Origin of the sequence: Mesorhizobium maamorense (assembly GCF_044998965.1) — a bacterium.
Taxonomy (GTDB): Bacteria; Pseudomonadota; Alphaproteobacteria; order Rhizobiales; family Rhizobiaceae; genus Mesorhizobium.
On sequence record NZ_CP173356.1, the window covers coordinates 3,353,543 to 3,378,017 of the forward strand.

The window sequence follows — 24,475 nt, forward strand, 5'->3', positions numbered from 1 at the left end:
CAATCGATGCGCGCTTCGAGCCGTGCGGCGTCAAGTTCCGCGAACCGTCACGGGGACCGACCTTATCTGGTGCGGAATCGAGGGATAGAGCCGAGACAATTTGAGGCCTCTCGTTAAGAGTGCGATAACCAATTGGTAACGGTGCCTGCCTAGCTTTGTGATCCGATGGCCGGATCGCCCGGCCACATTTTACACGGAGCGGCGACGGGCGGGCGAATGTATCTGGTATTGGAGAAGCTTGTCGCCTTCCCGGCGTCATTGTTGAAATTCGCCTTGAGGATCTCGGTCGTCATCGTGTTTTGCGCCGCCTCTGCTTCCGCCGTGCAGGCCAATTCCAGATTTTCAGCCATTGTCATCGATGCCAAGACAGGCAAGACCCTCTACAGGGATCATGCGGACGTTCCGCGCTATCCAGCATCTCTCACCAAGATGATGACGCTCTACCTCATCTTCGACGCCCTCGAGAGCGGCAGGATCTCGAAAGGCACGGCAATACCGGTATCGGCCAATGCTGCCAACGAGGCGCCCTCCAAGCTCGGACTGAAGCAGGGTCAAACGATCAACGTCGAACAGGTCATATTGGCCCTGGTAACGAAGTCCGCCAACGATGCCGCGACGGCCATTGGCGAGTTCCTCGGCGGGTCGGAGGCCGGCTTCGCACGTCTCATGACGCAAAAAGCACGACAGTTAGGAATGACCTCCACCACGTTCAGAAACGCTAACGGACTGCCCGACACAGCCCAGAAGACCACGGCGCGCGACATGGCACGCCTTGGCCTGGCGCTCAGGGATCATCACCCTGGCTATTATTCCTACTTCAACACCCGATCCTTCAAATACAAAGGTCGGCGCTTCGGCAATCACAACCATCTGCTCGGCCGGGTGAAGGGCGTGGATGGGATCAAAACGGGATACACGAATGCCTCGGGCTTCAACCTGGTTTCTTCCGTCGAGGCGCAGGGCCGCAGCATCGTCGCGGTGGTGATGGGCGGACATACGGTCAGGAGCCGAGATGCACGCATGAAGCGTCTCATCAGCCGCTATCTGGCTAAGGCTTCCAACGGTCCGGACCGGTTCAGGATCGATCGTGGCGGAGAAAGCGCATTGGTCGCCTCCGCGGCTTCGAACGCATCGGTGCCCACTCCGACGTGGAAGCCGGCCCAGGTGGCCGATTCCCGAGCCGCTTTCGCCGCTGAGGCGATGGGCGATGTGTCCAGGGAGCAGGCCTTGTCTGCCGATGCCATCGATCCGATCAGCACCGCTTCCACCCAAGAAGGTCAATGGATCATCCAGATTGGATCGATGCCAAGCAAGGCCGCAGCTCGTGAAATCCTTTCACTCGCGGCTCGCAAAGCGCCAAAACTGCTTTCGAACACTTCTGCTTTTACCGAGGCCTTCGAAAAAGATGGCGATGTGTACTACCGCGCCCGATATGGCGGCTTCGATAACAAGTCGGAAGCGTGGCGCGCTTGCGGGCGACTGGCGCTCAAAAAAATCGATTGCTACGCGCTCACTCGGTAGGTGGGATCGAACGCCCATGCGAACGCTGCAACTCGCCTCTCCCGACGTTGTCCCATCAGGACCACGCGGCAATATCGAAAGATGTCCTCGAGCCCTCTTCAATCCTTCGCATAGGGCTTCGCTGTGAGACGCCGCGGTTGTGCGCCTCGGAGCAACGTCGTCTCGTCGACTTATCAAGACGCCGGTTGCGGCTTTTTCGTCACGGGTAGCGTCCTTCGTTGTTGCCTCATCGCTGCACTATGTGTTGCAACTGTCACAAAGGCTGGCCCTCAAGCTGCCGCCAATGGGATTGCCTTGCCCCGCTTCGCGTCGTTGAAGAGTTCTCCTGTGAATATGCGGGTCGGACCGGGCACCCAATATGACGTCGAATGGGTTTATGTCCGGCCCAGGATTCCGCTTGAAATCTACCAGGAATATGGAAACTGGCGGCGCGTGCGAGACTGGCAGGGAACATCCGGCTGGGTCTTCGGTCCGCTTCTTTCGGGGCGAAGGACCGCTGTAACCGCCCCATGGAGCAAGGACAAGATCGCGCTGCGCGGGAAGCCTTCGGTTTCCAGCCTCGTCACCGCATGGCTGGCGCCGGAAGTAATTGTCGAACTGGTGCGCTGCGACGGCCAATGGTGCAGGGTCGCGGTCAATTCGCTGGCAGGCTTCGTCAGGCAAACCCGCCTTTGGGGCATCTATCCTAACGATATACTCTAACAGCAGCACTCGCCGGAAGGCTGCTGCTGGTCGGCCGGTGATCGCATCTCGCGTCGCCTTCAGCCAAATCAAACCTCGCGAGAAAAACGCCGAGTTGAAGGCGTTCCGCACAACTATGGCTGACATCTGGCCGCCGACAGAGCCCCTCCCACCTGTCGCGAGCCTTCGCGACGGCCTGCCCGACTATTCCGGCGGCCGTCGGACAATGGACTTCCTCAAGTCAGCCATCGCCCAACACCACCTCCGCGGGCAGTTTCCAAACGTCATTCGGCAGCTTCGACCGATCTCGATGCCGGCACGATCCGCGCGGCACAATATTTGAACTCGGGGATCTTGCCGTAAGGATCGAGCATAGGATTGGTAAGCATGTTGGCCGGGCTCTCGTTAAAGCAGAACGGCATGAACACCATGCCATCGGCGACCTCTCGATCGGCCCGCAGAATGGCTTCGACGACGCCGCGCCGCGTCTCCACGTTGATCACGTCTCCCTGCGCAAGGCCGCGGCGCTTGATCTCGTAGGGATTCATCGCGGCAATGCCGTAGGGCTCGATCGCGTTGAGCACCCCGGCGCGGCGCGTCATGGCGCCCGTGTGCCAGTGCTCCAGCAAGCGACCAGTGGTTAGCACCAGAGGATATTCGTCGTCGGGCACCTCGTCGGGAGGCAGGAGGTCGGCGGGCACGATGCGCCCGCGGCCATCCGCGGTCGGAAACCCGGTGGTGAAGACGATCTCGTTGCCAGGAACATCAGGACCATCGGCAGGATAGACGACGGACTCCTCGCGTTCGATGCGCTCCCAGGAAATGTGCTTCAGCGACGGCATTACTTGCGCCATTTCGGCGAAGACATCCGAAACGTGCCTGTAGTTCCAGTCCAGCCCCATGCGTCCGGCAAGCTCGATGATGAGATCGAGGTCCTGCCGCGCCTCGCCCGGCAGGTTGACGGCCGGCCGGCCGATCTGCACCTGCCGATTGGTATTGGTGTAAGTGCCGAGCTTCTCCGCATGCGCGGAGGCAGGGAGCACCACGTCGGCATGCCACGCTGTTTCGGTCAGGAAGATATCCTGAACAACCAGATGCTCTAGCTTGGCGAGTGCGGCGCGCGCATGGCTCTGGTCCGGATCGGACATGGCCGGGTTCTCGCCCATGATGTACATGCCCCGGATCTCGCCGTCATGGATCGCGTCGACGATCTCGACGACGGTCAAGCCGCGTTTGGGGTCGAGCGTCTGGCCCCAGAAATTCTCGTACTGGCCGCGGATATCGGCATTCTCCACCGATTTGTAGTCGGGGAAATACATCGGGATGAGGCCCGCGTCCGAGGCGCCCTGGACATTGTTCTGGCCGCGCAGCGGATGCAGGCCTGTGCCGGCGCGCCCGACATGGCCGGTGATCAGCGCCAGCGCGATCAGGCAGCGCGAATTGTCCGTGCCGTGGGTGTGCTGCGAAATGCCCATGCCCCAAAAAATCATTGAGCGCTCCGCCTTGGCATAGGTGCGCGCCACCTCGCGCAGCACACCGGCCTCGATGCCGCAGACGGGAGCCATCGCCTCGGGCGAAAAATCCTTCACCTTAGCCTTCAATGCCTCGAAGCCGGAGACATTGGCCTGGATGTACTGCTCGTCATAGAGCCTCTCTTCTATGATGACGTGCAGCAGCGCGTTGAGCATCGCCACGTCGCTGCCCGGCTTGAAGCGCAGCGCATAACTGGCGTGGCGCATCAGTTCCTGGCCGCGTGGATCCATCACGATCAGCTTGGTGCCGAGCTTTGCCGCTTGCTTGAAATAGGTGGCGGCCACTGGATGGTTTGTCGCCGGCCGCGCCCCGATGATGATCACGCATTCGGCCTTCATGGCGTCCATGAAAGGCGCCGAGACCGCGCCAGAGCCAACGCCCTCCATCAGAGCGGCCACGGAAGAGGCGTGGCAGAGCCGGGTGCAGTGGTCGATATTGTTGGTGCCGAAACCCTGCCGGACGAATTTCTGGAAGAGATAGGCCTCTTCGTTCGACCCCTTTGCCGAGCCGAAGCCAGCCAGCGCCTTGCCACCATGCTGGTCGCGGATGCGTTTCAGCCCGCTGGCGGCGCGCTCCAGCGCCTCTTCCCAGCTGGCCTCGCGGAACACTGTCAGCGGGTCGACATTGCGCAGATCAATGTCGCCGGCCTTCGGCGCGTCGTCGCGCCGGATCAGCGGCTTCGTCAGCCGTTCGGGCGACATAACATAGTCGAAGCCAAAGCGCCCCTTGACGCAGAGCCGGTTCTCGTTCGCCGGACCGTTACGGCCGTCAACCTGGACGATTTTATTGTCCTTGACGGCGACCTGCGTCTGGCAGCCAACGCCGCAAAACGGGCAAACCGTATCGACGACCTTGTCGAACGCCTGGACGACACGCGTCTTGCCGGTCTCGTCCATCAGCGATTTCTCGTAGAGCGCACCAGTCGGGCAAGCCTGGACGCATTCGCCACAGGTGACGCAGGTCGACAGGCCCATCGGATCGTGCATATCGAAGACAGGAATCGAGTGATTGCCGCGCTCGGCCATGCCGATCACGTCGTTGACCTGCACCTCGCGGCAGGCGCGCACGCAAGCGCCGCAGGTGATGCACGCGTCGAGATTGACGGCAATGGCCGGATTGGTGATGTCGAATTCTGGCGCTAGCCCCTCCTCGGTGAACTTGGAACGGTATCGGCTGCCCGAAATCCCCATCGAACCGGCCCATTGCCAGAATGCCGACTGGTTGTCTGGACCGTCGCTCGCCGGTCGCATGTTGCTTGCGAGGAGCTCGAATACCATCTCGCGCGATTTGCGGGCGCGTTCGGTATCGGTTTTCACGACCATGCCGGCGGAAGGCTGGCGAACGCAGGAGGCAGCCAGCACGCGCTCGCCTTCGATGTCGACCATGCAGGCGCGGCAATTGCCGTCGGGACGATAGCCCGGCATGTCGACATGGCACAGGTGCGGAATCTTTGTTCCCTGGCGCTTGGCGACATCCCAGATAGTCTCGCCGGGGGCGGCGCTCACGGTTTGCCCATTGAGGGTGAATACCACGCTCTCGGCCATCAGAGGTCACTCCGGAAATGCGTCAGCAGATGGTTGATCGGATTGGGCGCCGCCTGGCCCAGGCCGCAGATCGACGAATCGCGCATCACGGCTTCGAGGTCGCAGAATCTTATCTTCCGGCATCGGGCCCTGCTCCTGCAAGATAGCCACCAACTTTTCGGTTCCCTCGCGACAAGGCGTGCACTTCCCGCAGCTCTCATGTTTGAAGAATTTCATGAGGTTGAGCGTGACCTGCTTTATATTGTCGGCCCGCGAGAACACGACTATAGCATGGGAGCCGACGAAGGCGCCCTGCTTGGCCAGATCGCCGCCGAAATCGAGCGGAATGTCCCCCAGTGCTGCTGGCAGGATGCCGCCTGAGGCGCCACCCGGCAAATAGGCCTTGAACTCATGACCGTCCGCCATGCCGCCGCAATAGTCGTCGATCAATTCGCGTACCGTGACGCCGGCCGGCGCCAGCTTGACGCCGGGATTTTTCACCCGGCCGGATACAGACCATGAGCGGATGCCAGGGTGGCCGGGCCTGCCCTGCGCAGCGAACCATTGCGCGCCCTTTTCGACGATGTCGCGGATCCACCAGAGCGTCTCGACATTATGGTTGAGCGTCGGTCGTCCGAACAGGCCGACCTCGGCGATGTAGGGGGCGGTGGCGCGGCATGCCGCGCTTGCCCTCGATGCTTTCCAGCATCGCACTCTCCTCGCCGCAGATATACGCGCCAGCGCCGCGGCGGAGCTCGATGAAGCCCGGCTTGACGATGCCGGTGGCCTCGAGCGCGGCGATCTCCTGACGAAGAATGGCGAGCACCGCAGGGTATTCGTCACGCATGTAAAGATAGATCCGTTCCGCCTCGACGGCGTGCGCCGCGATCAATGCACCCTCAAAGGCACGGTGCGGATCTCGCTCGAGATAGATGCGGTCCTTGAAGGTGCCGGGCTCACCCTCGTCGCCATTGATCGACATCAGACGCGGGCCCGGATAGGAGCGCACGAACTGCCACTTCTTGCCAGCGGGAAAACCCGCACCGCCCAGACCCCTCAAGCCCGCATCGCCCACGGTGGCGATGAGCTCGTCCGTGGTCAGCGCCCCAATCCGTACCCGCTGCAAAAGCTGGTAGCCGCCCGCCTGCCGATACGCCTCCAGCCCGACATAATCGGGCACGTTCACACCGGTCTCCGCTGCCGCGGCCATGCGCCTCAGGCCCTCGGCGGTTGCCTGGTCGACCTCGCGATGACCGATACGCGCGGCAGGCGCGCCAGCGCAACGGCCCATGCAGGGCGCGCGCATGACCCTGATCGCCGCTGGATCGGCGCCCGCTTGCAATTCAGCCAGGAGCGTGTCGGCGCCCGCCAGCATGCAACTCACTGAATCGCACACGCGGATTGTCAACGGCGCAGGCGGCGTCTCGCCTTCCTTCACAACGTCGAAATGGTCATAGAAGGTCGCCACCTCGTAGATCTCGGCCTGCGACAAGCGCATGTCTTGCGCCAGCGCCCGCAAATGCCGCGCCGACAGGCAGCCATATCGGTCCTGGATCAGATGAAGGAATTCGATCAGCAAGTCGCGCCGTCGCTGGCGCGCGCCCAGGAGCGCCTGGACCTCGGCGAGCGCGGCGTCATCCAGCGGCCTGCCCTTTGGTCCGCGATCACGCGGCCGTCGTTCCTGGATCGTCATGTGCTCACCTCCCCGAGTGAAACGCCCTTACCTCTTAACGATACCCCGCGGACCAGGATGTCGACTATGAGGCACGACATGTCCCCTGCACGACCAGCGCAAGCATTGCCTCGCAAATCTTGGGGCCGCCGCCGACGGGGTGCAACTCGTCACATCGTCGCGGGCTGCGTCTTTTCGATCATGAACACGACGCGATCGCCGTCGCGTTCCGTCGCTTCAAGTCGCTCGCCCATCTCGTTGAGCAGATTGGGGATATCGATGACCGCCAGCGGGTCCGTGCAGTGAACCTCGAGCCGCTCGCCTGGCTTCAAGGCTTTCAGCGCCTTACGAGTCTTCAGTGCTGGCAAAGGGCACTTAAGCCCGGTCAGATCCAACTGCGTCGTGGTTATCATGGTCGGCATGATGCCCGACGGGACCTGGCCGCGTCAATCGAGCCTGGGTTCCGGCTCTCGTTTCGAGGACGCGATCCGACGGCGCTCACATAAGACTGGAATAGGGGAGGAACTGGACCGTGTGACCTGGCTCGACACGGACTATCTCCTCTCCCAACTCGACGAGACCGTCGGTCGCGACCAGGGATGACAACAGTCCTGCGCCTTCCCTGGGAAACTTCGTCGCTTCGTAGCATCCATCCGCGGCCGCGCGTACGCTTGCTCGCACATACTCGCGCCGTCCCTGCTTTTTGCTATAGGAAAAGGCGGCCCGCATAGCGATCGGGGTCGGTGGTTGCTGGAGGGCCCCCGCAAGGGCGAGGATTGCCGGGCGGGCAATATGCGCGAAGGTGACGAAGCTCGCCACCGGATTGCCAGGAAGTCCGATCAGCGGGGTTCCATCGATCACCCCCATGGCGACCGGCCGGCCCGGCTTGATCGCGACGCGCCAGAACACCAGGGTTCCGGCACTCTCGACGGCGGCCTTCACGCAATCTGCCTCGCCCGTCGACACACCGCCCGAAGTCAGGATCAGGTCATGGCTCAATGCCGCTTCGCTCAGCTTTTCAGCGATCAGGCTACTATCGTCCACGAGGATACCGAGATCGGTGATGTCGCAGCAGAGTCGAGCGAGCATCGCCGTCAGCATGAAACGGTTGGAGTCGAAAAGCTGCGCCGGTCCGCGCATGTCTCCCGGCGCGACGATTTCGTCCCCGGTCGAGAACACTGCGACGCGTATCCTGCGCCTAACCTGGAGTTCCGTGAACCCCAATGCGGCGGCGAGCGCGATATCTTGCGGCCGCATCCGATGGCCCGCCGGGAGGACGGCCTCGCCCAATGCGACATCTTCACCCGCAGGGCGCACATTGGCACCCTTTTTCAGGCCGGGCGGGAGAAGGATCCTGCCGGAGCCGTCGATGCTCACGTCTTCCTGCATGAACACCGTGTCGACCCCGTCGGGCATTGGAGCGCCAGTGAAGATGCGTACCGTCTGGCCCGGCCGCACAGGTTCATTCGCCGCCATGCCGGCCTGAACCCTCCCGGCAACGGCGAATGCCGTCTCGACGGTCTGCGGCAGATCTGCCCCTCGCACGGCGTAGCCGTCGACCGCGGAATTCGTGAAGGGCGGCAGCGGCAGCGATGCCACCATCTTTTTTGCCAGGACGCGCCCATCCGCCAGCAAGAGCGGGACCGTCTCGACCTCCTGTACGGCGCTGAGTTTCGAGGCGATCAGCGCGGCAGTCTCGTCGATGGGCCGCATCTGTCCGCCGAAAGCGAAGCAGTCATCCGAGATTTGCGCCATCTATATTCCCACTCTACGAGCGTGTCGGCTTCTTCGTAATCGCATCAATCCGGCTTTTTTTAATCAGCTTCGGTTGAACAGCCTGTAAGATACGGCAAGCTAGCGCAGGCGCGAGCCAGAATACGACGTCAGGAGACTGCCATGCCTTTGATGCTACGCCAACCGGAACACGCTATCATCACACCCGATCCGCAAGACCAACGGCTGACGGAGCTGGTTGCGGGCGTCGACCATACAGGCGCGGCGGTAGAGGTCCGCGTACCGATCGAACGTGCCCTGACGCTCTATCTCAACGCTCAGGAGATCGTCACGATGATGACGGTCAACGACTATCCTGAATATCTTGCGCTCGGCTATCTGCTGAACCAGAACATGCTTCTGCCCACCGATGTGGTGACGGACGTCGAGTATGACGAGGACCTCCAGGTCGTGGTCGTTCGCACCGAGCGCAACACCGACTACGAACAGAAGCTCAGAAAGCGAACGCAGACTTCTGGTTGCGCCCAAGGCACCGCCTTCGGCGACGTGCTGGAGGCGATCGAGGACATCACGCTCCCGCCCGCTGAGCTTCGAACCTCCTGGCTCTACGAGCTGACGCACAAAATCAACACCACGCCGTCGCTCTATCTGGAAGCAGGCGCCATCCATGGCTGCGTCCTTTGCAGGAAGGGCATGCCAATCTGCTATATGGAAGACGTCGGCCGCCATAACGCTGTCGACAAGATCGCTGGCTGGATGTACCGCCACGCCATCGATCCGGGGGACAAGATCATCTACACGACCGGGCGGCTGACCTCCGAGATGACGATCAAGACGGTTCGGATGGGCATTCCCATCCTGGTTTCGCGCTCCGGCTTCACCGCCTGGGGCGTGGCGCTGGCCCGCCAAGTGGGGCTGACGCTGGTCGGCCGGGCGCGCGGCAAGCGCTTCACCGCACTTTCGGGTCAGGAGCGGATCGTCTTCGACCAGGATATCGCTTCGGTCGATGAGGAAGCGCCGCGCCACCGCCGCAAGGGTGCCGAGCATGACGACTGAGCGGCCCATGACGCTGGGCGTCGTGCTCGCCGGCGGTCTGGGTCGGCGCATGGGCGGCGGGGACAAGCCGACGCGCGTGATCGGCGGACGCACGATGCTCGAGCATGTCATCGACCGGCTAGGACCGCAATGCGACGGGCTCGTGCTTAATGCCAATGGCGACCCCATTCGCTTCGCCCGTTTTGGCCTGCCCGTCGTCGCCGACACGATCGAGGGTTATCCGGGGCCGCTCGCCGGCATGCTCGCCGCGCTCGATTGGACGGCGGACAACAGGCCCGACGTCGAGTGGGTGGTCAGCGCCGCCGGTGATTGTCCTTTCCTGCCGCGCGATCTCGTTGCACGCCTCCAGCGGGCGCGCATGACCGAGGGGGCCGATTTGGCGGTGGCGGCATCCGGCGGTCAGGCGCATCCGGTCATCGGGCTCTGGAAAGTCGCCCTGCGGGACGAATTGCGGCATGCGTTGACCAACGAGGGCCTGCGCAAGATCGACCGGTGGACCACCCGCTACGGCCTTGCCACCGTATCCTGGCCGGCAGAGCCCGTGGACCCGTTCTTCAACGCCAACACGGTCGAGGACCTCGCCGAAGCCGAGCGGCTGGCCGCGTTGCTCGACGCTAACCCGGCCGGCTGAACCCCGCGCGCTCCAGCGCCGAATGCACCTCGTCGGCCTGGAGAACTTCGAGGAACGCGTGCACCGCGGGCCGATCCTTTCGCGCGCAAACCAGCGCGAAGTCGTAGTGCTCTTCGGTCAACGGAATAAGACCGAGCCCGGCCGCACGCGCGACCGGCGCAATGGTGACGCCCCAGTCAGCGCGCTTCTGCGCTACCGCCGCGGCCACGGCATTGTGTGCGCGGCTGGTTCCAGTAGCCGTCCGGGCGTTCCGCGCCGAGGAGTTGGTCGATCAGGATACGCGTTCCCGAGCCTTGGTTGCGGTTGACCATCATGCAATCGGGATCGGCGAGCGCGGCACGGACCGCGTCCTCCGCGCCGAGGCCCTCGAAGCGCTCGTCCCCTCGGCGGAACACCAAACCTTGCATGCGCCGCCAGCCTGGCACGAGTTCGAGACCGTCACCGAGGAAGGGCGCGTTGTAGTTCCGCGTCTTCGGGTCGAAGAGATGGATGGGAGCGAGATCGCACTCGCCGCGCTTGGCCGCCGCAAGACCGCCCAGGCTTCCCACAGACAGCGAGCGCACCGAAATCCCGCGACGCAAAAGTTCGCCAACGACCAGATCGAGGCCGACACAATGACTGCCGATGACGACGAGGTCGGGAACGCGGACCCGCGGCGTGAACAGCGTCACCGCTACGTCGGCACCGGCAGGCACGTGATCGGCCAGGGCCTCGATGCGGATGAAGCCATCCGCCTGGGTAAAGGATGTTATCGCTCCCGAGCCCCTACCAGTCGGATAGGCCGTCAATCCTCCCTGCCCTTGCACAAGGGAGACCATCGCGAATTCGGTCCGTCCGAGTTCTGAAGGAACCCGCAACGGAAGGCTTGCGGTGATCTGAGCATCGACGCGCGGCGGCAGCCCCGCCATGCGCCGCAGGGCGGGTACCACCATGTCATGGAAGGTGAACATGGCCGAGGTCGGAAATCCCGGCAGGACGATGACCGGCTTGCCCCCGCACACCGCTAGGCAAAGCGGCTTTCCGGGCTTCAGCGCCACGCCGTGGGCGATGATGCCGGGTTTGCCCAGTCGGCCGATAATGCGATGCGTGACATCCCCTGCCCCTTTGGACGTGCCGCCCGACAGGATCATTACGTCGTGGGCGGCGAGCGCCTCGCGCATAGCCGTCTCAAGCGTTGCCTCGTCGTCCGGGAAGGCGCCGAGAAAATGCGCTTCGCCGCCATTTTCAGTGACAGCCGCAGCGATGATCGGCCCGTTGGCATCATAGATGCCGGCCGCCCGCAGCGGCTCGCCTGGCTGAACGAGTTCATCGCCAGTGGAGAGCACAGCCACGCTTGGCCTGCGCGCCACGGCCACTTGTGCGATTCCGCACGCGGCGAGCATGCCGATTTCGCGCGAGCCGATTTGCGTTCCGGTGCGCAGCACGACCTCTCCTCGCGCCATGTCGGATCCTGCATTGGAGACAAACTGGCCGGGCGAGATGCCGCGCCCCACCTCGATGGCACTCAATCCCACCGGATGCGTATGCTCCACCATGATGATGGCGTCCGCGCCACGCGGCAGCGGCCCGCCGGTTGCGATGGGCGTGGCGGTTCCGGTCAGAACGGGGAGTTGCGGAACCGTGCCGCAGGCAATCGCTTCCGCATTCAGCTCAAGCCGAACGGGACGGGTTTCAGAGGCGGCAGCCAGATCGGCCGCACGTACCGCGAAGCCATCGACATTGGAGCGGTCGAAGGGCGGCACGTCGACCGGCGCCGCCACGTCCTCGGCAAGAACCAGCCCGAGCGCGTCGGCCAGCGTCCGCGTCTCGGTCGGCAACGGGCGGGGAAACAGCGCTGCCTCGAAGCGAGCCAGCGCAGCTTCGCGCGACAATATCGTCAGGAACTGCTCCTGCCCGCTGTTCTGCCGGGCCGATGATGGAGAATTCGTCATAGCGGCTCACTCGATCAAAAGTTGCGGAGCGGAAAGGCGGAGACGGGCGTGCCGGCGGCATACCCTTCACTATCGCCCGGGACCGCAAGCCAGGCGTCGGCAAGCCGCATCGCGTCCAGCGAAAAGTCGCCGACCGCGAGCGGCGTCCACATGTCCCTTTCCTTCCCGAGCAGAACGAGCTCGTAAAGTCCGACCGCGGATGAGATTTTCCGCGAGAGCGGCAAGATGATGCCGGGCCGTTCAGATCTGCCCGACAGGCGGTCCAGGACTGGCTGGACAAGCGCAAGGAACCCGGCGAAAGCTTGGTGTGGCGATCCGGCCAATGCGACCACCGGTGTCTTGCCGAGCCGGCCTATTGCCGTTGTCCCTCCGGGCCGTAAGGCAATGCCGTGCCCAATCAACACCCCGCGCCGCGCCAGAGCCTCGGCGGTCACGTCGGCGTGGCCGTCACCAGTACCGCCGATCAGGAGCAGAAAATCGCAGGCCTCGCCATCAAGAGCGACAATGATCGATACCGCGTCGCGCTCTACGGTCTCTATACCGACGATCGAAACGCCCGAGGCACTCAGGCTCTCGACCACGAGCCGCATGGAGAATGTCTCGTGGCTGTCGGCAGCGACATCGATCACGCGCACGCGCGGGCTCCGTATGGCAAGCTGGCTCAGTCCCACTTTGCGGGCGACCAGCAGGTCGGCGACGCCGATCGCCTTTCCCTCAAGCATTGGCGGGCGGGCCGCCGCCATATCCTCGCCCGCCCGGCGCACACCCTGACCGGGCACGGCTTCAGCTGCTGCTTGGATCATCGGTCCACTGCAATCGACGAGGCCGGCCTGCAGCATACAGTCGCGATCTTCAGGCATGGCCTCACCCGTCTCGACCCAGATCGGCGCGACCGGCAAAACTAAGGGCGAATAGGCTGATGCCCCCACGAGGTCGAGGGCGCGACACGCCCAGCCGTCAATGGCAGCGATATCTCGCACAGGCTGAGCCGGCACGACAGGCGGCATCCCGGCAGCGACATAGCCCAAGGCTTGTTCAAGCGGCACCAAGCGGGGGGTGACGGGCATTACACCATGGAGCAGCGCGTCGAGCGCCGCTTCCAGGAGAGTCAGCGGGCCCGTCGAAGAAAACGTTCTCGTCATGGCGCGATATTGAAGCAGACGCGAGCCTGTTTGCAACCAGCTTCAGGAACGCCCGCGCTGCGCGTTCGGGAAGAAGAGCTGCTGGCCGTCGATCTTGTACTCTCCGATCGCCTTCTGGCCTTCCGGAGAAATCAGCCAATCGATGAAGCGCTGGCCGGCCTCCACTTTGACGCTTGGATGCTTATGAGGATTCACCAGCATCACGCCATACTGATTGAACAGCCGCTTGTCGCCCTCGACGGCGATGTCCAACTCGCCACGATTCTTGAACGACAGCCAGGTGCCACGATCGGAAAGCGTATAGGCGTTCATGGCTGCCGCGGCGTTGAGCGCCGCCCCCATGCCCTGCCCGATCTCCTTGTACCATGGGCCCCTGGCCGCCTCGATGTCGATGCCGGCCGTCTTCCACAGACCCAATTCGGCCGAATGGGTGCCGGACCTGTCACCACGCGACACGAAGGCCGCCTTCTTGGCTTTGATGGCAATCAGCGCGGCTGCGATGTCCTTGGTCCCGCTGACGCCCGCTGGGTCGCTCTTGGGGCCAACGAGGACGAAGTCGTTGTACATCACGTCGAAGCGCTTCACCCCGAAGCCTTCCTCGATGAACTTCTCCTCCTGCGCCTTGGCATGGACGAAGACCACGTCGGCATCGCCGCGCCGACCGGTGTCGAGCGCCTGACCGGTGCCCTGAGCGACAATCTTCACGCCGATGCCGGTTTTCTTCTCGAACAGCGGCAGGATGTGATCGAACAGGCCGGAATCCTGGGTCGAGGTCGTCGACGCCACGACGATCGACTGGTCCTGGGCAGGCGCGCCGCCTGCTAGCATCAGAAGCACCACAAGCGCAGAGAATATTCGGCGGGTCAGCATCTCAATCTCGGTCCAGTTGATCAAAGCACGAGCTCGCCGCGCACGAAGGCAGCGGCTTGCGGGGTCGCGGGGCGGTCAAGGAAGTCGTCGGCGTCGGCATGCTCGCAAACGCGCCCTCGGAGCAGAAAAACGACGTCTCCCGCGATTCTGCGCACTTGACCGAGATGGTGCGACGCCATGATGATCTTCGTGCCCGATTGGGCAGCCGTGATGATGATCTGCTCGACAAAACGCGTCGCCGCCGGATCGAGGCTGGCTGTCGGCTCGTCGAGCAGCAGGATTTCCGGCTGGCGCGCCAGGGCGCGGGCGAGGGCCAGCCGCTGCTGCTCGCCACCGGAGAGATGCCGTGCCGGACGTGTCGCGAGATCGAGAAGACCGACGCGCTCGAGCAGTTCCTCCACGCGCGGGGCCCGGAGCCGGCGCGGACAGCCCGCTTGAGCCAGTGCATAGGCGACATTCGCGGCCGCCGAGCGACGCAGCATCACCGGCTTCTGGAACAGGATTGCACGCCGTGTCGGCGGGGAAAACGTTCGTCCCCCCAAGTCAGGGTTCCAGCAGAAGGTGCAACAAGCCCCATGCAGAGCCGCAGCAGGGAGGTTTTGCCCGACCCGTTCGGACCGACGACCAGAGTCGGCGCGCGCGGCCCGATCGTCAGGTTCACCCGGTCCAGGATGGTCGTCGCACCGGCGACCAGCGACACGTCATCGAGGACAAGTGGAAGATCGCTCTGAGCAGCTCGCATCCCTAGCCAGCCCGTTGCTCGGACCAAACTCGCACGCCCCAGGCGGCGGCGTTGATCAGCAAGATGAGGAAAATCAGCATCAGGCCGAGCCCCATGGCGAGCGGCAGGTTTCCCTTCGAGGTTTCAAGTGCGATTGCCGTCGTCATGGTGCGGGTGAAGCCATCAATGTTGCCGCCGACGATCATCACGGTGCCGACCTCGGCCGCCGCCCTGCCGAAACCCGCGAGCAGAGCCGTGACGAGGCTGAAGCGGCCGTCCCACAAAAGCGTGGCGACCAAGCCCGCCGGCCCGACCTGCATCGCAGTCAGTTCCTCACGGTACTCGCGCCACAGATCCTCGACCGTTTGGCGAGTCAGAGCAGCAATGATGGGCAGCACCAATAGCGCCTGCGCGATGACCATCGCGGCGGGTGTGAACAAGAGGCCGAATTCACCCAGCGGCCCGGATCGCGATAGCAGCAGATAGACCGTCAGCCCGACCACCACCGGCGGCAGGCCCATGAAACCGTTCAGCAGCACGACGATCGCCGAACGACCGGGAAAACGTGCCAGCGCGATAATTGCGCCCAGCGGCAGGCCTGCGACCATGGCGATCGCGACAGCCGAAAGGCTCACGGCGAGCGACAGGCGCACGATGGCAAACAGCGTGGCGTCGCCGCTCGCGATCAGTTGCCATGTGCCCAGCCCTTCCGACATTGCTCCTCGCAGTCCTGTCCCGTGTCAATGTCCTGCAACTCCTCCGTCACTGTCAAATCCTTGAACCTGAACAGGAATATGCATATCAATGCAGGATGGATTTGCTGACGACGTCCGAAGCCGCCGACTATCTGCGCATTGGTGAGCGCAAGCTTTATGAGCTGATTGCGGAGGAGCGTGTCCCGTGCAGCAAGGTGGCGGGCAAGTGGCTGTTTCCACGGCATGAACTCGACCGTTGGGTCATGTCGGGGTTGGTCCGGCCCGCAGGAATGACGCAATCCGAGCCGCCGCCGATCGTCGGTGGCAGCCAGGACGACCTGCTCGAATGGGCTCTCCGCCAATCAGGCTCCGGCCTGGCCTTTCTGACGGAAGGCACGGAAGCCGGCGTGACACGCCTGCTGCGCGGCGAGGTGTCTGTCGCCGCGATCCATTTCCACAGCCCCGACCCGGACCCGAATGTCGCCGCGATTGCGACTAGGCCGCGGCTTTACGATGCGGTGCTGGTCGGATTCGCCCGCCGCGAGCAAGGCCTGCTGCTCGCGCCAGGCAATCCAAAATCGCTCAACAACCTGACCGACGTACTTGCGACCGGCGCACGCATCGCGGTTCGTCAACGCGGCGCAGGCGCGGACATGCTGCTCACGCAATTGCTGGCGGACTCCGGCGCGAAACAAGACGACGTCAACCGGTTGGAGCCGCCCTGCCTGACCGGACCCGATCTCGCGGCTGCCGTGCGCATTGGCAGGGCCGATTGCGGAATTGCCACGCGCGCGGCCGCACGCGCCGCTGGCCTCGATTTCGTTCCATTGGCCTGGGAAAGTTTCGATCTCCTGATGCGGCAGCGGACCTATTTCCAGCAACCGATCCAGGCGCTCCTGCGTTTCCTGCGGCAGGAAATCTTCGCCAGCCGCGCCGCCGAGCTTTGCGGATACGATCCATCGCCGGCCGGGCAGATACGGTTCTTCAAATAGCCGCCGACCCCGATCAAGCCGCAGCTCTCATCCAAGATCGATCTCGCCCTCGACGACATGGCGCAAGCCTGCCGGCTCCGAGGTGATGACGGCCCTCACGGTCAGTCGGCCCTGTCCTTTCAGGCCCTTCTCCGCGACGGCTTTCTCGATTGCCTGCTGCGAAGTCACGCCGACCTGCTTCAGGAACTTGCGCATGGAGACGTTGAAGGGATCGGTTTCCATATTCTGGGTCATATGATTGCCTCGAACGGTGTGGACGATATGGCCGGTCCGGCAAGCTTGGTGCCCGCAACGGCGGCGCTGCGCTAACGGAGCACGGAATGGCCCGGGGTGCAACGAGGACGACGCCCGCACTATGTCTGATGCGGTCCGTTCCTCTGTGGCCTAACAACGCGTGGTGCCGAGATCCCTGGTCATGCCGGAGCGCCGCGGGCGATTGCCGTGACGGCCGATGGGTAAACGGCGATCACCGGTGGTTTCGCGATGGAATGGGCTGCTTTTTCGCCCGTCAGCGCGCCCTAAGCAATCCTGGTGCCACTACGAGCATCGAACAGATGCACCTTGGATACGATGATCTCCAACCCAACCTCTTGATCAAGTTTGAAGGGCGGCTGATCCCGCACCTCGGCCACGAGGTCCACTCCACCTGCACTTAATGTAAGCTCCTGGGCCTCACCGGTCGGTTCGACCACTTGCACCCTCGCCTGAGAGTGGTTGCCACCAACCGAAATGTGCTGCGGACGAATCCCGTAGACTACCCCATCTCTGTCGCCCATCCGAGCATCCGCCGGCAAGGGTAAGCGCAAGCCCTGATCGGCGACAAATGCGCCGTTGTCGATGCGGCCCTCGATCAGGTTCATTTCCGGCGAGCCGATAAAGCTTGCGACGAACAGATTGGCTGGGTTCTCGTAGAGCTCGGAGGGGCTGCCGATCTGTTCGATCCGGCCTTTGTTCAACACCACGATGCGGTCGGCGAGCGTCATCGCCTCGGTCTGGTCATGCGTGACATAGATGCTTGTTCGGCCGAGCCGTTGGTGAAGCTTCTTGATTTCGGCGCGCATCTTGACACGCAACTTGGCATCGAGGTTGCTGAGCGGCTCATCAAACAGGAAAGCGGCTGGATCGCGCACGATGGCGCGGCCCATGGCGACACGTTGGCGCTGGCCGCCGGACAACTGCCGCGGCATGCGGCCAAGCAGATCCTGGAGGCCAAGGATTTCGGCCGCCGCCTTGACCCTCGAGACAATCTCTTCCCTAGGGACCTTCGCCAGTCGAAGCGCGAAGCTCATATTGTCGGCCACGCTCATATGCGGATAGAGCGCGTAGCTCTGGAAGACCATGGCTATGTCGCGCGACTTGGCCGGCATCTCGTCGACGACACGCCCGCCGATGCGGATCTCGCCGGTCGTCTGCTCTTCCAGCCCGGCGATCATGCGTAGCAGCGTTGACTTGCCGCAGCCTGACGGACCGACCAGCACCACGAACTCGCCGCTGGCGATCTCGATATTGACATCGCGCAAAACTTCCACGGCGCCGAAGCTCTTGCCGAGCTGTTCTATCTCAATTGCAGACACCTATTGTCCTCCCGTCCGGCACCACTCATTTTTGTTGAGCATGCCGCCATGCTCGGTATTCGGCCTCGCCCTCGGGGCTCAACGGATAGTATTTCCGCAGGTCTCCCCCCTTGCGCCAGGCGCGAGCGCGAAAACTCTTCCCACTCAATATGCGCGCCGGCGAGCTCGACCAATTTTGGAGCAAGGGCGACCGGCACGACGACCACGCCGTCATCGTCGGCGACGATGATATCGCCAGGGATGACCAGCACGTTCGAGCAGGCGATGGGAACGTTGACGGCGAACGGCACGATGTTGGTTTGGGCGTGGAAATTCGGCGTGACGTCCCTCACCCAGATGCCGATGTCCAAAGCCGCCGCCTGGGCGGAATCGCGGATGCAGCCGTCGACAACCACGCCGGCCCCGCCGCGCCCGGCGAAATAGGTCAGCATCATCTCGCCGAAGATGCCGCTTCCCAGATCGCCGCGCGCATCGACCACCACCATGTCGCCCGGCTGCGTGGGATAGAGCACGTGACGGTGTAACTGCCGCTCCGGCTCCTCATATTCGGTCTCGTTGTAGAGATCCTCGCGCTTCGGCATGCACTGGAGCGTGAGAGCAGGCCCCGCCGCCGTGCGGCCCAGCCTCAATGGACGCGGGCCCCGTATCTGCGGGTCGCGAATGCCCATCTTGTGGTAGAGTTCGCTGGCCAGCGTCGCCGAGCCGATCGCCGCAAGCGCATCGACCAATTGTCTCGGCGGCCGCGAAATGTCCGATATCGCCGGTATCTGATCAGCTGCCATTCCGTATCCTCCGATTGCGCGGCGAGGTCCCTGACCCCACCGATCGTCACTCAGTTGCGTATCACGTCGTCGAAGCCGTCGAGCGTTCTGGGTGCATGTCCGCCATTCAGCCGCGGACGGCACCGGTGGTGAGACCCTTGACCAGCAGCCCCTGGGCAAACCAGACAAACACCAGGGTCGGGATGACCATCAGGACGCCGGCTGCCGACATCGCGCCCCAGTCGATGCCGAATTGCGAGACGAAGTTGGTGAGCCCGACCGGCAGAGTCTGCGCGGCCTTGCTGGAGGTCAGGGTCAGGGCAAGCAGCAGGTCGTTCCAGGTGAAGAGGAAGGTGATGACCGCGCTGGCGCCAATACCAGGAGCAATCAGCGGCGTCACGATCTGGACCAGCGTGCGCACCGTGCCGGCGCCGTCCGACTGGGCAGCCTCCTCGATCTCTTTCGGCACGTCCTGGATGAAGCCCAGAAGCAGCCAGATGGCGACAGGCAGTTTGGCCGCCGTATGGCTCAGGATCAGCGCCCAGATGGTGTCGAGAATGCCCATGGCGGCAAACACGGCAAAGAGCGGAATGGCAAGCGCTATGACCGGGATCATGCGCATGATCAAAAGCAGCCCGAAAATCAGCATGGCGCCCGGCATCCTGAAACGCGACAAGGCATAGGCGCAAGGAATGGCCAGCAGATGGACGAGGATGACCGTCGCCGTCGAGACGATGACGGTGTTCCAGACATAGTCCATCGTGTCGTACTCCGCGAAAACGGAGACGTATTGTGTTAGCGTCGCGGTCTCGGGAATGATGTGCACCGGCACCGAGAAGATGTCGGCCGAACTGCGGATCGACGTTAGGAACAGCCATACCAGCGGAAAGACGGTGAACGCGACGGTCAGGGCCAGCGCCATATACTGGCCGGCGGTTCCCACCGTAAATCGACGGCGCCGGCGCTTTGGCCTGGGACGTGCGCTAACGATTGCGGCTTCGCTCATATCGCTCTCCGTTTCGCAATCAGCCACGGTATTCCGTAGAGGAGCCCGAGCACGAACAGCGACATCCCCAAAGCAATGTAGGAGACGGCCGCCGCATGTCCGAAATCCACCGCCTGAAACGCCAGCAGGTAGGAATAGACGGTGAGCAGGTTGGTGGCGCCGCCCGGCCCGCCCTGCGTCATCAGCCAGACGACGTCGAAGGTCCGGAACGTGTCGATGATGCGAAGCATCAGGGCGATCATGATGATCGGACGCATCAGCGGCAGCACGATATGCCAGAAGCGCTGCCATGGCGTGGCGCCGTCCACGGTGGCCGCCTCGAGCGGTTCCTGCGGCAAGGACTGCAGGCCGGCAAGGAACAGTAGCACCATCAACGGCGTGTTCTGCCAGACATCGGCGACGATCACCGAGACGAGCGCCCAGGTCGGATGGTTGAGCCATGGAATGTCGGGCAGGTTGAACATGCGCAACAGCGCGTCGACCAGGCCGTACTGGGTGTTGAACAGCCACCGGAAATTCAGGCCCACCACTGCGGGCGCGATCATCGGAGGCACCAGGAGCAAGGTGCGCGCGAGCCGCATGCCGCGCAATTTGCCATTGACGAGCACGGCGATCGCCATTCCAGCCACCACTTCAATCGTGATCGAAATGATGCTGAATATGGTCTGATTTCGCAGTGCCTGGTTGAACTGGCGGCCGAAGAGTTCGTCGGTGTAATTTGCCATCCCGATGAAGGGCGCCGAACCGCTCAGATCCCAGCGGAAGAAACTCATGGTGAAAGAGTATCCGAGCGGATAGAGCAGGATGGCCAGCATGACGAGGAGCGCCGGGCTGGCCAGAAGGTATCCTCTCTGCCAGGTGTAGGGCAGCGGCGAACGTCGCCGACGCCTCGACACTGTATGCTGCGCGACGGACGGCATCGTCAATCGTAAGCTCCGGCCCGACGCATGATCTCCTCAGCCTCCGTCGCCGCCTGGTTAAGCGAGTCCGCGGGAGAGACCTGGTCGGTCAAGGCCTGTTCGATGGCCGAAAACATCAGCGTGCAGACTTTCGAGAAGCCGGCTAGCTTCGGCCATTCCTTGCCGTTGGCTATCGTCGTCTCGAGCTGCTGCAGCCACACGGCCTGAGGCCCCTTTGCCGCTGATATCACTTCCTTGGCGATCGCCTGGCTGCTGGGAAAGTTGGTGAATTGGTCGAACTGCAACCGCTGCGCCTCCGGACCGACCGTATACTTGATGAATTCGACGGCGGCGTCCTTGCGTCCGGATTGTCCGTTGAGCGCCATGGCATGCGAAATGGCGCATGAAATCGCGGCCTTGTCCTTGACGTAGGGCGCAGTCGACCACTTGCCGACGACACGTGAGGTCTCCGGATTCGATAGGGTCGCGAAGGCGCCCGGCCAATCGAAATTCGCATAGACCGTGCCGGACGAGAATTCGGTCGAATTCTCGTTCCACTGATAGCCGACCGCATCGGGTGGCACGATTTTGTGCTTCTGGATGAGATCGCGATAGAAGGTCAGGGCCTTGATGCCGGCTTCGGAATTGAAGGCCGGCTTGTTGGCCTGGTCCACCCAATCGCCGCCGGCTTGCCAGAGCAGATCGCTGAAGGTGCGTTGTGCTGGATCGCCCTGCCCCGGCACGACCAGCCCATAATGGCCATTGCCGGTCAGTTTCAGCCCGACGTCGACGAGCTCCTCCCAGGTCTCAGCCGGCTTCAGGCCTTTTTCCTGATAGATATCGCTGCGGTAGTACTGGACGCGCGAATCCATGTTGCGCGGAATGGCCGCCAGATTTCCGGTCTTGGGATCGCGCAGATACTTGACAGCGACCGGGTAGAATTCCGCGAGTTCGCTGTCGCTGAAATAGCTGTTCAGCGGCGCAAAATGGTTGAAGTAGGAATCGATCTGCGCCGTATGGGTGCTATAGACATCGTATTGGCTCGATCGCGCTGCGCTCAACGTGACCACCTTCGCGGTCAGCGGGGTGAATTCCAGCAAGTCGTAGCGAACCTTGATACCGGTCTTGGCGGTGAAATCCTGAATGATCTTTTCCCAGTATTTGGGATAGAGCGGGCCGCCGGTGATCAGCAGTGCGGTGATCTCGTTCGCGTCTGCCCTGGCGATCCATGGCGCGGCTAGCGAGCCGGCCGTCACTGCCGCGCTCGCGGCCAGGAATTTGCGTCTCGATAGGTTTGCGGACATCATAATCTCCTCCTTGGTTTGATTGGTCGGCCCATCCAAGGGTCGGCCGATAACTTCAACCTTTCCGGCAAATCCGCGGCGGCTTGCTCCTCCCGCAGCGAGACTGCCTGGATTACGTCCCGAACGACGCTTGCGAGCCGGCCGGGCGATTAGGCACGTTTGTTCCAAGGCGCCTGGGCGTTCGCGAAGGCGTATCGGTCCTGATTTCGGACAGCGGGAGTCGGGATTGGACGAGCTCCACCGTTCGATCCTCCCTTCCCGCAGGCCGAGTTATAGGCTACTGAGCACCATGAGATAAGTTGACTGCATATCTAGCTATCAGCCTATAAGCTTATCAGACAAGTGGATGTTAATGATGGATGCCATGGAGGTCAAGCTTCAAACTTTGCCCAAGCAGGTGGCCGGCGTGCTCGCGCGCCGCATCGCCAGCAGCGGCGTCGCCGGCGGCCAGGGACCGTCGGAGCAGCAGATCCTTCAGGAGTTCGGGGTTTCGCGCGCGGTGGCACGGGAAGCGCTCAAGATCCTGGCGTCTCTCGACATGATCGAGATCGCGCAGGGACGACGCGTGGTGCTGCGTCCCGCAGACGAATGGGACTACCTCAGTCCATTGCTTATCGACTGGCTGCCGCCCGAGCAGACCCGCGAGATCTTGGCGGAAGCGCACGCGACGCGGATAATCATCGAACCGGCCATCACCGCCATCGCGGCCAAGCATATGACCAAAGAAAACCTTGAGCGTCTCGGCACCCTGCTGGCAGCGATGTCGGCCAGCGAAGACAATGCGGACGCCTATCTGAAACTCGATCTGGATTTCCACATGGAGATTTGCCGGGCAGCCAAGAATAGGATCCTCGACCGCTTCATGTACTCGTCCCGGTGGTGGCAGATGGCAAGCAGGCGCATCAGCAACCAGGTGCCTCATGCCCTGCCCTCGGCGACTGAGATGCACAGAGCGATCTACGAGGCGCTCGTGGCGCGTGATGCAAAACGGGCGGAAGAGGCGATGCGCCGGCACCTGAAGATCACCACGGCCGTTGGCCTGCCCCCATAAGAGATCGCCAGCCGATGCTCCCGAGCGGCGCAGCCAGCAATCGGGCTGGCCGCGCCGCTGCGCGCCGGGAGGACGCGGCCGATATCAGGCGCTTTTTGCTTGCTGTTCCTGGCGCTGGCGCGCGCGAAAACCGAACATGTCGCCCTTGTCTTTGATTTCCGCCCATACCGGTCCGGTAATCTTGTCGATGGCAGCGATGTCCGCGTCGGAAATCGCCCAGCCTGTGCTCTCAGCATTTTCCTCGAGTTCCTTGACCGTGCGCGCGCCGACCAGCGGCGAACTCACGCCCGGCCTGTTGGTAAGCCACTGGATCGCAAGCTGCGGAACCGTCTTGCCGTAGCGCGCCGCAATCGGCTTCAGGGCGTCGACGGCGTCAACCGCGCGCTCGTAGGTGCCCGGCTGGAACAGAACGGTGGTGCGGCGCTCATCGCCTTCGACGAATTTGGTGTCCGGCGACAACAGCCCTGTAAGCAAACCCTGGGCGAGACCGCTATAGGGCATCACGCCGATATTATGCTTGCGGCAATAGGGCAGCGTCTCAGCCTCAACCTCGCGCCACAGCATGTTGTAGGGTGGCTGGAGCACGTCGATGACGCCATGCTGACGGGCGCTGTCCATGTCGGCGGTGCTGAAATTCGAGACGCCGACTGCCTTGATACGCCCGGACGACCGCAGCCGCTCCATCATCTCCATGGTCGGGCCGATCGGAAAATCCGAGTTCGGCCAGTGGACAAAATAGACATCGACATAGTCCGTCTGCATCCGCTTCAGCGAACCGTCGAGCGCCGCCTCAATCGCGGCGGGTTCGAGGTGATTGGGCGCAACCTTGGTCGCGATAACAGCCTTGTCGCGACGGCCGGCCAGTGCCTTGCCGACGATCTCCTCGGCATGGCCATGTCCATAGGCTTCGGCCGTGTCGATCAGCGTTATGCCAAGCTCTGCGGCGCGTCGGATCACTCGGATCGATTCCTCGTCGTCGGCCGCGCCCCAAAAGGCGCCGGACATACCCCAAGTGCCTAGACCGATCTCCGATACCCTGACCGGCGACGATCCCAACTGTCGCTGTTGCATCCTGTTCCTCCTGATTGGCAGGCAGGGCTATCACCCTGCTGATGTCCAATTTATACGCTTATATACTCGTCTAACAAGTAGGTTCTGGCGCATTTATGGCGCTTGGC

The 24,475-nt window shown here is 62.9% G+C and carries 18 protein-coding genes and 4 pseudogenes; 6 read left to right on the top strand and 16 right to left on the bottom strand.

What is annotated here, in order from left to right; translation table 11 throughout:
• The first annotated feature begins 216 nt into the window (after positions 1-216).
• Together ACIU1A_RS17035 and ACIU1A_RS17040 are read left to right on the top strand one after the other, a co-directional pair.
• The gene (locus tag ACIU1A_RS17035; protein ID WP_404924745.1) at positions 217-1,521 is read left to right on the top strand and encodes an SPOR domain-containing protein; all 1,305 of its coding nucleotides are present in this window, start codon (positions 217-219) and stop codon (positions 1,519-1,521) included.
• A 327-nt stretch (positions 1,522-1,848) separates the two neighbouring features.
• Complete coding sequence (locus ACIU1A_RS17040; RefSeq protein ID WP_281405101.1) at positions 1,849-2,223, top strand: SH3 domain-containing protein; 375 nt, start codon at positions 1,849-1,851, stop codon at positions 2,221-2,223.
• A gap of 263 nt (positions 2,224-2,486) precedes the next feature.
• Here the strand turns inward: ACIU1A_RS17040 and fdhF are convergent, their stop codons facing one another.
• The 4 genes and pseudogenes from fdhF to glp form a co-directional block, all read right to left on the bottom strand.
• A complete protein-coding gene (gene fdhF, locus ACIU1A_RS17045; RefSeq protein WP_404924746.1) occupies positions 2,487-5,279 on the bottom strand; it encodes a formate dehydrogenase subunit alpha in 2,793 nt (930 codons plus the stop codon).
• Positions 5,279-6,951: pseudogene (locus ACIU1A_RS17050) on the bottom strand (NAD(P)H-dependent oxidoreductase subunit E). Before ACIU1A_RS17050 ends, fdhF begins: the two are co-directional and overlap by 1 nt.
• A 149-nt stretch (positions 6,952-7,100) precedes the next feature.
• A complete protein-coding gene (locus ACIU1A_RS17055; RefSeq protein ID WP_404924747.1) occupies positions 7,101-7,352 on the bottom strand; it encodes a sulfurtransferase TusA family protein in 252 nt (83 codons plus the stop codon).
• 76 nt (positions 7,353-7,428) lie between these two features.
• Positions 7,429-8,685: a gephyrin-like molybdotransferase Glp gene (gene glp / locus ACIU1A_RS17060; protein WP_140499352.1), complete on the bottom strand. Its 1,257-nt coding sequence runs from the start codon at positions 8,683-8,685 to the stop codon at positions 7,429-7,431.
• A gap of 150 nt (positions 8,686-8,835) precedes the next feature.
• Here glp and ACIU1A_RS17065 point away from each other — a divergent pair, with 150 nt between their 5' ends.
• Both ACIU1A_RS17065 and mobA read left to right on the top strand, forming a co-directional pair.
• Positions 8,836-9,720, top strand: coding sequence for a formate dehydrogenase accessory sulfurtransferase FdhD (locus tag ACIU1A_RS17065; protein ID WP_404927941.1), 885 nt, complete (start codon positions 8,836-8,838; stop codon positions 9,718-9,720).
• Positions 9,710-10,351, top strand: a complete 642-nt coding sequence (mobA, locus tag ACIU1A_RS17070) for a molybdenum cofactor guanylyltransferase MobA (RefSeq protein ID WP_404924748.1) — start codon at positions 9,710-9,712, stop codon at positions 10,349-10,351. The genes ACIU1A_RS17065 and mobA overlap by 11 nt, the downstream gene beginning before the upstream one ends.
• Here mobA and ACIU1A_RS17075 read toward each other — a convergent pair.
• The 5 genes and pseudogenes from ACIU1A_RS17075 to ACIU1A_RS17095 form a co-directional block, all read right to left on the bottom strand.
• Positions 10,335-12,282: pseudogene (locus ACIU1A_RS17075) on the bottom strand (molybdopterin biosynthesis protein). The gene mobA and the pseudogene ACIU1A_RS17075 overlap by 17 nt on opposite strands.
• Before the next feature lie 14 nt (positions 12,283-12,296).
• The gene (locus tag ACIU1A_RS17080) at positions 12,297-13,424 is read right to left on the bottom strand and encodes a molybdopterin-binding protein (protein ID WP_404927942.1); all 1,128 of its coding nucleotides are present in this window, start codon (positions 13,422-13,424) and stop codon (positions 12,297-12,299) included.
• A 42-nt stretch (positions 13,425-13,466) separates the two neighbouring features.
• Complete coding sequence (locus ACIU1A_RS17085; RefSeq protein WP_140499358.1) at positions 13,467-14,294, bottom strand: extracellular solute-binding protein; 828 nt, start codon at positions 14,292-14,294, stop codon at positions 13,467-13,469.
• Between the two features lie 20 nt (positions 14,295-14,314).
• Positions 14,315-15,036, bottom strand: a pseudogene (locus tag ACIU1A_RS17090) (ATP-binding cassette domain-containing protein).
• Between the two features lie 2 nt (positions 15,037-15,038).
• Entirely contained in the window at positions 15,039-15,731 is a 693-nt protein-coding gene (locus ACIU1A_RS17095) for an ABC transporter permease (RefSeq protein WP_140499362.1), read from the bottom strand.
• A gap of 95 nt (positions 15,732-15,826) precedes the next feature.
• Here ACIU1A_RS17095 and ACIU1A_RS17100 point away from each other — a divergent pair, with 95 nt between their 5' ends.
• Entirely contained in the window at positions 15,827-16,702 is an 876-nt protein-coding gene (locus tag ACIU1A_RS17100; protein ID WP_140517421.1) for a helix-turn-helix transcriptional regulator, read from the top strand.
• Positions 16,703-16,729: 27 nt separating this feature from the next.
• Here ACIU1A_RS17100 and ACIU1A_RS17105 read toward each other — a convergent pair whose 3' ends face one another.
• From ACIU1A_RS17105 to ACIU1A_RS17130, 6 genes and pseudogenes are all read right to left on the bottom strand, one after another.
• A complete protein-coding gene (locus ACIU1A_RS17105) occupies positions 16,730-16,936 on the bottom strand; it encodes a DUF6494 family protein (RefSeq protein WP_140499366.1) in 207 nt (68 codons plus the stop codon).
• 284 nt (positions 16,937-17,220) lie between these two features.
• The gene (locus ACIU1A_RS17110; RefSeq protein ID WP_140559909.1) at positions 17,221-18,276 is read right to left on the bottom strand and encodes an ABC transporter ATP-binding protein; all 1,056 of its coding nucleotides are present in this window, start codon (positions 18,274-18,276) and stop codon (positions 17,221-17,223) included.
• Positions 18,277-18,301: 25 nt separating this feature from the next.
• Positions 18,302-19,058: pseudogene (locus tag ACIU1A_RS17115) on the bottom strand (ribonuclease activity regulator RraA).
• A gap of 106 nt (positions 19,059-19,164) precedes the next feature.
• Positions 19,165-20,043, bottom strand: coding sequence for a carbohydrate ABC transporter permease (locus ACIU1A_RS17120; RefSeq protein WP_140825185.1), 879 nt, complete (start codon positions 20,041-20,043; stop codon positions 19,165-19,167).
• A complete protein-coding gene (locus ACIU1A_RS17125; RefSeq protein WP_224618856.1) occupies positions 20,040-20,963 on the bottom strand; it encodes a carbohydrate ABC transporter permease in 924 nt (307 codons plus the stop codon). Before ACIU1A_RS17125 ends, ACIU1A_RS17120 begins: the two co-directional genes overlap by 4 nt.
• A 2-nt stretch (positions 20,964-20,965) precedes the next feature.
• On the bottom strand, positions 20,966-22,249 hold the full coding sequence (locus ACIU1A_RS17130; protein WP_140559912.1) for a sugar ABC transporter substrate-binding protein: 1,284 nt from the start codon (positions 22,247-22,249) through the stop codon (positions 20,966-20,968).
• A gap of 349 nt (positions 22,250-22,598) precedes the next feature.
• On the opposite strand from ACIU1A_RS17130, the gene ACIU1A_RS17135 reads away from it, so the two are divergent.
• On the top strand, positions 22,599-23,297 hold the full coding sequence (locus ACIU1A_RS17135; protein WP_140521325.1) for a FadR/GntR family transcriptional regulator: 699 nt from the start codon (positions 22,599-22,601) through the stop codon (positions 23,295-23,297).
• A gap of 84 nt (positions 23,298-23,381) precedes the next feature.
• Here the strand turns inward: ACIU1A_RS17135 and ACIU1A_RS17140 are convergent, their stop codons facing one another.
• A complete protein-coding gene (locus ACIU1A_RS17140) occupies positions 23,382-24,368 on the bottom strand; it encodes an aldo/keto reductase (protein ID WP_404924749.1) in 987 nt (328 codons plus the stop codon).
• Between the last annotated feature and the right edge of the window lie 107 nt (positions 24,369-24,475).

What these genes read in the sequence shown, in the direction of transcription:
- ACIU1A_RS17035 (WP_404924745.1), top strand. Translation starts at nt 217, where the DNA reads ATGTATCTGGTATTGGAGAAGCTTGTCGCCTTCCCGGCGTCATTGTTG.
- fdhF (WP_404924746.1), bottom strand. Translation starts at nt 5,279, where the DNA reads ATGGCCGAGAGCGTGGTATTCACCCTCAATGGGCAAACCGTGAGCGCC.
- ACIU1A_RS17055 (WP_404924747.1), bottom strand. Translation starts at nt 7,352, where the DNA reads ATGCCGACCATGATAACCACGACGCAGTTGGATCTGACCGGGCTTAAG.
- glp (WP_140499352.1), bottom strand. Translation starts at nt 8,685, where the DNA reads ATGGCGCAAATCTCGGATGACTGCTTCGCTTTCGGCGGACAGATGCGG.
- ACIU1A_RS17065 (WP_404927941.1), top strand. Translation starts at nt 8,836, where the DNA reads ATGCTACGCCAACCGGAACACGCTATCATCACACCCGATCCGCAAGAC.
- mobA (WP_404924748.1), top strand. Translation starts at nt 9,710, where the DNA reads ATGACGACTGAGCGGCCCATGACGCTGGGCGTCGTGCTCGCCGGCGGT.
- ACIU1A_RS17080 (WP_404927942.1), bottom strand. Translation starts at nt 13,424, where the DNA reads ATGACGAGAACGTTTTCTTCGACGGGCCCGCTGACTCTCCTGGAAGCG.
- ACIU1A_RS17085 (WP_140499358.1), bottom strand. Translation starts at nt 14,294, where the DNA reads ATGCTGACCCGCCGAATATTCTCTGCGCTTGTGGTGCTTCTGATGCTA.
- ACIU1A_RS17095 (WP_140499362.1), bottom strand. Translation starts at nt 15,731, where the DNA reads ATGTCGGAAGGGCTGGGCACATGGCAACTGATCGCGAGCGGCGACGCC.
- ACIU1A_RS17100 (WP_140517421.1), top strand. Translation starts at nt 15,827, where the DNA reads ATGGATTTGCTGACGACGTCCGAAGCCGCCGACTATCTGCGCATTGGT.
- ACIU1A_RS17105 (WP_140499366.1), bottom strand. Translation starts at nt 16,936, where the DNA reads ATGACCCAGAATATGGAAACCGATCCCTTCAACGTCTCCATGCGCAAG.
- ACIU1A_RS17120 (WP_140825185.1), bottom strand. Translation starts at nt 20,043, where the DNA reads ATGAGCGAAGCCGCAATCGTTAGCGCACGTCCCAGGCCAAAGCGCCGG.
- ACIU1A_RS17125 (WP_224618856.1), bottom strand. Translation starts at nt 20,963, where the DNA reads ATGCCGTCCGTCGCGCAGCATACAGTGTCGAGGCGTCGGCGACGTTCG.
- ACIU1A_RS17130 (WP_140559912.1), bottom strand. Translation starts at nt 22,249, where the DNA reads ATGATGTCCGCAAACCTATCGAGACGCAAATTCCTGGCCGCGAGCGCG.
- ACIU1A_RS17135 (WP_140521325.1), top strand. Translation starts at nt 22,599, where the DNA reads ATGATGGATGCCATGGAGGTCAAGCTTCAAACTTTGCCCAAGCAGGTG.
- ACIU1A_RS17140 (WP_404924749.1), bottom strand. Translation starts at nt 24,368, where the DNA reads ATGCAACAGCGACAGTTGGGATCGTCGCCGGTCAGGGTATCGGAGATC.